Source organism: Exiguobacterium sp. s138 (assembly GCF_018618775.1).
In the GTDB taxonomy this organism is placed as follows: domain Bacteria; phylum Bacillota; class Bacilli; order Exiguobacteriales; family Exiguobacteriaceae; genus Exiguobacterium_A; species Exiguobacterium_A artemiae.
This window is the reverse complement of record NZ_JACSMW010000003.1, coordinates 561,088-569,179: the sequence shown is the minus strand read 5'-3', so window position 1 is coordinate 569,179 and position 8,092 is coordinate 561,088. Positions and strand designations below refer to the sequence as shown.

At 47.8% G+C, this 8,092-nt stretch carries 11 protein-coding genes, 2 tRNA genes and 1 rRNA gene; 11 read left to right on the top strand and 3 right to left on the bottom strand.

Annotation, left to right across the window (positions count from 1 at the left end):
• The 8 genes from rrf to KNP91_RS10030 all read left to right on the top strand — a co-directional run.
• Positions 1–98 (top strand): 5S ribosomal RNA (gene rrf / locus KNP91_RS10065); the annotation flags it as partial.
• Positions 99–264: 166 nt separating this feature from the next.
• Positions 265–341, top strand: a tRNA-Met gene (locus KNP91_RS10060).
• Between the two features lie 33 nt (positions 342–374).
• Positions 375–451 (top strand) — tRNA-Met (locus KNP91_RS10055).
• Between the two features lie 106 nt (positions 452–557).
• On the top strand, positions 558–1,004 hold the full coding sequence (tsaE, locus tag KNP91_RS10050) for a tRNA (adenosine(37)-N6)-threonylcarbamoyltransferase complex ATPase subunit type 1 TsaE (protein WP_012371663.1): 447 nt from the start codon (positions 558–560) through the stop codon (positions 1,002–1,004).
• Positions 1,001–1,654, top strand: a complete 654-nt coding sequence (tsaB, locus tag KNP91_RS10045; protein ID WP_012371662.1) for a tRNA (adenosine(37)-N6)-threonylcarbamoyltransferase complex dimerization subunit type 1 TsaB — start codon at positions 1,001–1,003, stop codon at positions 1,652–1,654. Before tsaE ends, tsaB begins: the two co-directional genes overlap by 4 nt.
• Positions 1,647–2,102 (top strand): ribosomal protein S18-alanine N-acetyltransferase, encoded by a 456-nt coding sequence (rimI, locus tag KNP91_RS10040; protein ID WP_012371661.1) that lies wholly within the window; start codon positions 1,647–1,649, stop codon positions 2,100–2,102. The genes tsaB and rimI overlap by 8 nt, the downstream gene beginning before the upstream one ends.
• Positions 2,099–3,109 (top strand): tRNA (adenosine(37)-N6)-threonylcarbamoyltransferase complex transferase subunit TsaD, encoded by a 1,011-nt coding sequence (gene tsaD / locus KNP91_RS10035; RefSeq protein WP_483297834.1) that lies wholly within the window; start codon positions 2,099–2,101, stop codon positions 3,107–3,109. Before rimI ends, tsaD begins: the two co-directional genes overlap by 4 nt.
• A 30-nt stretch (positions 3,110–3,139) precedes the next feature.
• The gene (locus KNP91_RS10030) at positions 3,140–3,709 is read left to right on the top strand and encodes a hypothetical protein (RefSeq protein ID WP_214849969.1); all 570 of its coding nucleotides are present in this window, start codon (positions 3,140–3,142) and stop codon (positions 3,707–3,709) included.
• Positions 3,710–3,756: 47 nt separating this feature from the next.
• On the opposite strand, the gene KNP91_RS10025 is transcribed toward KNP91_RS10030, so the two are convergent.
• Complete coding sequence (locus tag KNP91_RS10025) at positions 3,757–4,422, bottom strand: haloacid dehalogenase type II (RefSeq protein ID WP_214849966.1); 666 nt, start codon at positions 4,420–4,422, stop codon at positions 3,757–3,759.
• 159 nt (positions 4,423–4,581) lie between these two features.
• On the opposite strand from KNP91_RS10025, the gene KNP91_RS10020 reads away from it, so the two are divergent.
• Positions 4,582–5,235, top strand: a complete 654-nt coding sequence (locus KNP91_RS10020) for a TVP38/TMEM64 family protein (protein WP_214849963.1) — start codon at positions 4,582–4,584, stop codon at positions 5,233–5,235.
• A gap of 166 nt (positions 5,236–5,401) precedes the next feature.
• Positions 5,402–6,493 carry an IS200/IS605 family element RNA-guided endonuclease TnpB gene (gene tnpB / locus KNP91_RS10015; RefSeq protein WP_214849960.1) on the top strand — a complete coding sequence of 364 codons (1,092 nt, stop codon included), beginning with the start codon at positions 5,402–5,404 and terminating at the stop codon, positions 6,491–6,493.
• Positions 6,494–6,610: 117 nt separating this feature from the next.
• On the opposite strand, the gene KNP91_RS10010 is transcribed toward tnpB, so the two are convergent.
• Positions 6,611–7,075, bottom strand: coding sequence for a flavodoxin (locus tag KNP91_RS10010; RefSeq protein WP_012371655.1), 465 nt, complete (start codon positions 7,073–7,075; stop codon positions 6,611–6,613).
• Positions 7,076–7,172: 97 nt separating this feature from the next.
• Positions 7,173–7,493, bottom strand: coding sequence for a winged helix-turn-helix transcriptional regulator (locus KNP91_RS10005; protein WP_285801099.1), 321 nt, complete (start codon positions 7,491–7,493; stop codon positions 7,173–7,175).
• 183 nt (positions 7,494–7,676) lie between these two features.
• On the opposite strand from KNP91_RS10005, the gene KNP91_RS10000 reads away from it, so the two are divergent.
• Complete coding sequence (locus tag KNP91_RS10000; protein ID WP_214765522.1) at positions 7,677–8,075, top strand: DoxX family protein; 399 nt, start codon at positions 7,677–7,679, stop codon at positions 8,073–8,075.
• Positions 8,076–8,092: the final 17 nt, after the last annotated feature.

Below are 8,092 nucleotides of genomic sequence, written 5' to 3'. Positions count from 1 at the left end.
GTGGTCACACCCGTTCCCATGCCGAACACGGAAGTTAAGCACTTGAACGCCGAAAGTAGTTGGGGGCTTCCCCCTGTGAGGATAGGACGTTGCCAGGCCAGTAAAAGACCGATCTGCATTTTGCAGGTCGGTTTTTCTTTTAAAAGTACTGAAAGAAATGATGTCAGTATAAGTTCTTTTGAAAAAAAGGATCAAAAAATGAAATAAGACTTGTCTTTTTTAAAAGTACATGTTATATTAATATCTGTCGAAACGTTATATCATCGCGGGGTGGAGCAGTCTGGTAGCTCGTTGGGCTCATAACCCAAAGGTCGTCGGTTCAAATCCGGCCCCCGCAACCAATTTTTATAATTCAAATCCGAAACGTTTATCGTCGCGGGGTGGAGCAGTCTGGTAGCTCGTTGGGCTCATAACCCAAAGGTCGTCGGTTCAAATCCGGCCCCCGCAACCAATTTTAAACTTAACTTCAACTTTACTACGAAACGTTCAGCGTTTCGTATTTTTTTTTGTCTTTTTTGTTCGGTACAATGGAGTAAGAGAAAAGGAGGAGGACACCGATGATGGAACTTGAAATGACGAGTCTCGAACAGACGACGACACTTGCCGTTACACTTGGCCACCGTGCCTTTGAAGGAATGGTTATCACGCTTGATGGTGACCTGGGAGCTGGAAAGACGACGTTTACACAAGGATTTGCGAAAGGTCTTGGGGTGACACGTAATGTCAACAGTCCGACTTTTACGATCATGAAAGTCTACGCCGGACGACTGCCGCTCTATCATATGGACGTGTATCGTCTGGAAGGCGGTGATGATATCGGTCTTGAAGAATATTTAAATGGAGACGGTGTCGCTGTCGTTGAATGGTCGGAATTAATTGCCGATGTCCTTCCACCAGAACGTCTTGCGATTACGATTGAACGGACGGGTGATGATTCACGCCGCTTTCGTCTGGAACCGATCGGTGAGAAGTATATCCAACTATGTGAGGGGTTAAAGCAATGAAAATCGTAGCGATTGATACATCGACGAAACAACTGTCTGTTGCGTTATCGGACGGACAACAGATTTTGGCGGAAGCCTCTTATGTGACTTCTTTGAATCATGCGACAAAACTGATGCCTTTACTGGAACGGATGATGCAGGAAGTTAATTGGTCGCCACGTGATTTAACACGGATTGTCATCGCTGATGGCCCGGGTTCATATACCGGTCTTCGGATTGGTGCAACGACAGCGAAGACACTGGCCTATACGCTGGGTATTGATTTAGTCCCGGTTTCGACGCTTGAATTGATGGCAGCATCGGCCGGATCAACCGGACGAATCGTTGCGATTCAGGATGCCCGTCGTGGAACAGGTTTCGTCGGTTTCTATGAAGAGGGTCAACTGGTGGGGGAAGAACAGCATACAGTCATAGCTGACTTCGTCAAGACACTGCCGACCGACACGAAAATCACAGGTGATACAGACAAGTTCACGACGGAACTTCAATCCTTCACTATCGTTGATCCCGCATTCCGTGCACCACGGGCCGGTGTCCTCGCCTTACTCGGTGCTAAACGTGAACCGGTTGAGACCCACGCGTTCGAACCGCGTTATCTGCGTCTCGCCGAAGCAGAAGCCAAGTGGATTGAGGCACAACGCCATGACTAAGGTTACGATTCGAAAAATGACGGTCGTTGATGCACCGGGTGTGCATGCCGTGGAGCTGGAGTCGTTTGCGACCCCGTGGACTTTGGAATCGTTCATCGCGGAGATGACACAAAATCCAAATGCGTATTATCTGGTCGCCGAAACAGAAGAAATCATTGGATTCGCGGGACTATGGCATATTGCTGATGAAGGACATATCACGAACGTCGCCGTTAAACAAAAGGCGCGCGGTACGGGAATCGGAGAAGCACTGCTCGTTGCTTTGATCGAACAGGCGAGACAATTAGGGTTACGGGCAATGACGCTTGAAGTACGGGTGTCGAATACGCCGGCACGAACGTTGTATGAAAAGCTGGGCTTTTTATATGCCGGAACGAGAAAACGATATTATCAAGATAATAATGAAGATGCAGCCATCTATTGGTTGGAACTGGAAGGAGACGAGTGATGACACAGCCGTTGATATTAGCGATTGAATCAAGTTGTGACGAGACAGCTGCGGCTGTCGTCCGCGGAGGGACAGACGTCTTATCGAACGTCGTATCCTCTCAAATTGAAAGCCACAAACGTTTTGGAGGAGTAGTTCCGGAAGTCGCGTCCCGTCATCACGTGGAACGGATCACGTATGTCATCGATGACGCGTTAACGGAAGCCGGTGTCAGAATCGATGAGATCGATGCGATTGCCGTGACGGAAGGTCCGGGACTTGTCGGAGCGTTACTCGTCGGTGTCAGTGCGGCAAAAGCATTGGCATTTGCCCACGGTAAGCCGCTTCTTGGTGTCCACCACATCGCCGGTCACATCTATGCCAACCGTTTGGAACAAGAACTCCGCTTTCCACTCGTCTGTTTGATTGCATCCGGCGGACACACGGAACTGATTTACATGCCGGAAGACGGCGTGTATGAAGTCATCGGTGAAACGCGCGATGATGCAGCGGGCGAAGCCTATGATAAAGTAGCACGGACCTTGAAACTTCCTTATCCGGGTGGTCCCCGGATTGATCAATTGGCGCAAACCGGTCAGGATACATTCCATTTCCCGCGAATTTGGCTCGAAAAAGAGTCGTATGACTTCAGCTTCAGCGGACTCAAATCGTCTGTCATCAATGCCGTTCATAACGCGGAACAACGCGGCGAAGTCATCATTCCGGAAGACCTGGCTGCCAGTTTTCAGGCAAGCGTCGTCGAAGTGCTCGTCACAAAAGCGATCCGTGCCGTCAAAGAAAAGGGCGGCAAACAGTTGCTTGTTGCGGGTGGCGTCGCGGCCAACCGCGGACTGCGGGCAGGATTGACGGAAGCCTGTTCACGTGAAGGCATCGAACTGGTCATTCCGCCGATGCACTTATGCGGTGATAATGCCGCGATGATTGGAGCGGCAGCGATTCACCCTTACCGGGCAGGCCGCCAATCGACACTTGCCATGAATGCCGAACCTGGGCTAGATTTAAAGTAAGGAATTCGAAAGACATGGGGGAAAAATGGAATGAAAAAAGTCATCATCGTGTTATTAGGTGTACTTGTCATTGTCGCAATCGGCTTACAGATTCGTGAAATCGTCAATGCCTATCAAATCGCCTACAAAGAAGAGCTCGTCCCTGATAAAAAAGCCGTCGAGACGAATACGAAGCAGAAGCCGCTGTACGAAATCGGTCGGGCGGAAGGTGAGCAGACACGGATTGAAAAACTGTACGCCTTTGATCAGACGGTTGATGGCAAACTGAAAAATGTGGTGATCGTCGATCGGAAGTATGGTCTGACGAACAAAGCGAGTGATGACTTCTTTACGATTGCACCGGGTAAACCGGCAACCGAACAAGAGAAAAAATCATTCCAACCAATGATTGATCGTCTGGATGGAGAGCAAGTCCAGGCAGAGGTCATTTCGAAACACCAGGTCGTTGCCAGTGAAAACAACAAAAAACGGACGTTAACGCTGTATAAAGTATTTTATAAAGATACCGATCAAAAAGAATATCTGTTCTTTATCGAAAAAGACGGTGGACTGAAGCTTGATCTCTTTAAAAAAGGCTACTCCCGTCTGGCCAATTATTAAACAAAAAGCGATGTTTGCCTGGATGATCAGGCAAACATCGCTTTTGTTCATTTCCATTCCAGCAGACCCGTTAAGTCATCATAAATACTGTCCGGATCGAGATTCAGCTCTTCGACGGGCAGACCCGACCGGTTAATCCAGGCTGTCCGGAAACCGAAACTTTTCGCACCGGTGATGTCCCAACCGTTCGATGACATGAACAGCACGTCCTCCCGTTTGAGACCGAGCGTATTGAGCGCATGCATATAGGAAGCGGGTGTCGGTTTATACTGCTTGATGTCATCGACACTGATGATCTGGTCAAACCGTCCGGCGAGACCGGATTGTTCGATCAGGGGATCAAGCATGTCGTGTGAACCGTTCGAGAAGACAGCGATTTGTTTATCACCCATCTGCTGTAAGACATCATCGACTTCCGGATAATGATCGAGCTTCAAATAGACTTCCATCAGGTCTGCAATATGTTCTTCCGTGACGTGGAGCTTCAGTTGCAGTAAGGCGTAACGGAGCGCATCACGTGTCACTTGGCTGAACGGGACGTACTGACCGTTCAACTGACGTAAAAAGGAATATTCGAGCTGTTTTTGACGCCAGGCCTGACTGATGGCTTCCCCGTGTTCCGGATAGAGTTCCTCTGCTTTCACTTTGACGGAATGGACATCAAACAATGTACCGTAGACATCAAAGACCAGTGCTTTAATCGGTTGTGTCATGATAATCACCTTTCTTGAGTTACATGGTATCTCTATGTAGTTCCCGAAAACGGTCTGAGCTGAAACACACATTGCGAAAGCGGTGAAACGCGTAAGACGGAGCGAATTCGGGAAATGCATAAAGAGAGAGCGTTTATTGCTAAAGACAGGAGATATGTTATGACACGCCAGCAACAATTCATCAGGATTCTAGTGCTTGTTCTTTTGATCGGCGGACTGATCTGGTTCAGCCGTTCCTATCTCAACCTCAGTCCGACCGACATCAAGGACTGGATCTTATCATTCGGGATGTGGGCGCCGATTCTGTATATCTTACTCTATACGATTCGTCCGTTGATTTTTTTCCCGGCATCCGTCCTGTCGATTACCGGCGGTTTGGCGTTTGGTGCCTGGCTTGGAACACTTTACACCGTCATCGGAGCGACACTTGGTGCAATCGTCGCTTTTTTAGTTGCCCAAAAGCTTGGAAATGGGTTGATCAAGAAAAAGGAACAGGCCGGAAAAATCCATCAGATTCAGCAGCAACTCGAGAAAAATGGATTTATCTATGTCCTGATTTTCCGGCTGTTGCCAATCTTCAACTTCGATTTGATCAGTTATGCCGCTGGACTGTCAAAAGTCCGCTTGTTATCCTTTTTCCTCGCGACGTTGATTGGAATTATCCCCGGGACATTTGCCTATAACTTTTTAGGGAGCAGCATCGTCTCGAAGGATCCGCAACTCATCATCGGAGCAATCATCGTCTTCCTCGTATTGACGATTGTCCCGTGGTACATCCAAAAACGCTGGAAAGCAAAAAAAGACCTCGGCTGACAGCAGCCGGGGTTTTTCGCTTAACTAAATTTAGCGAGAATTCTTCCACCTCTAAGCATCTTAGGGCGGAACCCGGCGTAGGTGGGAGATGAATCGCCTGACTTTGCAAGACTCCAATCGTTCGATAAAATGAGTATAACGAATCAAAAGGAAAGGAGTGATTGCTTTGCTGAAGGCGTATAAGTTTCGACTTTATCCGACGAAACCCCAACAAGAATATTTCATGAAGACGTTCGGTTGTGTCCGTTTCGTCTACAATAAGATGCTCGAAGAGCGAATCCGATTGTATGAAGACTCGAAACTGAACCCTGGCGTAAAGCAAAAGCTCCCAACCCCAGCGAAGTACAAGCCTGAATTCCCTTTCCTCAAAGAAGTCGATAGTCTTTCCCTTGCGAACGCTCAGATGGACTTGAACAGAGCGTACCAAAACTTTTTTCGGGATCAGTCTGTCGGATTTCCGAAATTCAAATCAAAGCATAACGACCGAGCCTCTTACACGACCAACAATCTGAAGGGTAGCATCCGTATCGAAGATGGTAAGGTGAAGCTTCCTAAGATTGGTTTCGTGAAGTTGAAGCAGCACCGTCCGTTCGTTGGCGTCATCAAGTCCGCGACGGTCTCGATGACGAAGACCCGGAAATTCTTCATCTCGATCCTAGTCGATCAGACCGAAGAGCGATGGGTTCCCGCCAAGAATAAAGTAGGAATCGACCTTGGTCTGGAGCACTTCGCCATCCTGACAAACGATGAGTGGGTTTCTGAGAAAGTTGCCAATCCTCGTTTCCTTCGAAAGTCCGAAGAGAAGATCAAGAAGGCACAACGCGCCTTGTCCCGCAAGAAAACCGGGAGTAAAAATCGAGACAAGGCGAGGATGATCCTCGCCAAGAAGCATGAGAAGATTGTAAATCAACGTCAAGATTTTCTTCATAAGCTGTCGAAACGGATCGTTGACGAGAACCAAGTCATCGTCGTCGAGACACTGAAGTCGAAGAACATGATGAAGAACCATACGATCGCCAAATCGATCGGAGACGTCAGTTGGTATGAGTTCGTCCGGCAGTTGGCCTATAAATGCACCTTCTACGGACGAACACTGATCAAAGCGGACCAATGGTACGCCTCAACCCAAATCTGTTCTTCTTGCGGAAGGAAAGGTGAGAAGAAAACGTTGGATGTGCGCGAGTGGACATGTACTTGCGGTGCGCATCATGATCGAGATATCAACGCAAGTATCAACTTGTTGCTGTTAGCAGACTGAAACCCCTTCAGGGTGGGAACCACCCGATGAGCTTGGTCAATAACCGTAGCTCGTAAAAGTACGGTCTTCCCAAGAAGCGCCCACTTCAATTTGCGAAGCAAATAAATGGTGAGTAGTTCACGCATACAATCGTTGTGCCCGTTCAAAAAATTCTTCAGCAAACAGACGACAGGCAGTTTGTTTCTCCGGGGTATCCGGATCAAACTCGATCTTCAGACCAGGAGCGGTGATTGTCGCACCGGCTGATTGTAACGTCTGTTCGAGCAGATCGACAGCGGCGCAGTATTTCGGATAATCACGGTCCCCCGAACCAAAGGAGGCAGCTGCCAAGCCGTTCAAGTCACTGTCGGCAAGATCTTCAAGGAAATCTTCCGCTTCATACGGCAAATCGCCGTCTCCCCATGTATAGGAGCCGAGCAATACGGCATCATACTGAGAGAAGTCGGACGGATATAACCGGTCAAGTTCCTGTATATGAACAATGCAGCCTTTTTGTTCGAGTTCCGACTGCAGGAGATGTACGATATCTTCGGTGTTTCCGGACATACTGACAAAGCCGATCATGACATTCATCTGAATCATCCTTTCTCCAAAATGTGAACACTTTCAGTTTAATTGATAATCGTTCTCAATACAATTGAAAATAAAAAGCCTCTCCGGAGTGAAGAGACTTTTCATGTCAGTCTTGGAGCTCGGCCCATTCTTCGATTGAACGAATGACAGGTTCAAGCTGACGACCTTTGTCAGTCAAACTGTATTGAATTTTAATCGGACGTTCCGGAATGACGGTCCGGATCACAATACCTTCCGCCTCAAGTTCCTTCATGCGCTCCGTTAACATACGACCAGACAACTCCGGAATCGCATCTTGAATTTCGTTGAAACGACAGGTCTTTGTCATGAGATGACGTAAAATCAAGCCCGTCCACTTCTTGCCCAAAATTTCAAAGGCATGTTCGACTTTCGGACAAAGGGCAGCCGGAATCAATGTCTCTTCCATCAGCACTCATCCTTTCTATATTTGTAGTATACCCGCTTCTACTAAAAAAATCGAATCATTTTACTTAATGTAACAAAAAGAACAAAAACAAATCTATTTACTTTTAGTAAGTGATAGTTTATAGTCTTATTTGGGTTACTAAAAGTAATTAAAAAACATTAAGTAAAAGGGAGTTTGAGAAAGATGATGGATTTAGGATTATTTTTAATACGCTTGGTGATTGGCTTAACATTTGCCGCACACGGGACACAGAAATTGTTTGGCTGGTTCGGTGGACACGGGATTGAGGGGACAGGCGGCTGGTTTGAGTCGATCGGCATGAAACCGGGTAAAACACTTGCGCTTGCGGCAGGACTTGCGGAACTGGTCGGCGGCGTACTGTTTGCCGGCGGTCTCTTCTTATGGTTCGCAGCAGCACTGATTATCGGATCGATGCTCGTTGCGATCATCAAGGTGCACGGTCAAAATGGTTACTGGGTGACACAGAACGGGTACGAATACAACATGGCACTGATCGTCATCGCTCTTGGCGTCGCCTTGATTGGTGCTGGAGACTATTCACTCGCAGCCATGCTCGGGTAAACAGAGAAAGAGGTTAT

Excerpts from the sequence above, each read along its gene's own strand:
- tsaE (WP_012371663.1), top strand. The coding sequence starts at position 558 with ATGATGGAACTTGAAATGACGAGTCTCGAACAGACGACGACACTTGCC.
- KNP91_RS10020 (WP_214849963.1), top strand. The coding sequence starts at position 4,582 with ATGACACGCCAGCAACAATTCATCAGGATTCTAGTGCTTGTTCTTTTG.
- KNP91_RS10010 (WP_012371655.1), bottom strand. The coding sequence starts at position 7,075 with ATGATTCAGATGAATGTCATGATCGGCTTTGTCAGTATGTCCGGAAAC.
- KNP91_RS10000 (WP_214765522.1), top strand. The coding sequence starts at position 7,677 with ATGATGGATTTAGGATTATTTTTAATACGCTTGGTGATTGGCTTAACA.
- KNP91_RS10025 (WP_214849966.1), bottom strand. The coding sequence starts at position 4,422 with ATGACACAACCGATTAAAGCACTGGTCTTTGATGTCTACGGTACATTG.
- rimI (WP_012371661.1), top strand. The coding sequence starts at position 1,647 with ATGACTAAGGTTACGATTCGAAAAATGACGGTCGTTGATGCACCGGGT.
- tsaB (WP_012371662.1), top strand. The coding sequence starts at position 1,001 with ATGAAAATCGTAGCGATTGATACATCGACGAAACAACTGTCTGTTGCG.
- KNP91_RS10005 (WP_285801099.1), bottom strand. The coding sequence starts at position 7,493 with ATGGAAGAGACATTGATTCCGGCTGCCCTTTGTCCGAAAGTCGAACAT.
- KNP91_RS10030 (WP_214849969.1), top strand. The coding sequence starts at position 3,140 with ATGAAAAAAGTCATCATCGTGTTATTAGGTGTACTTGTCATTGTCGCA.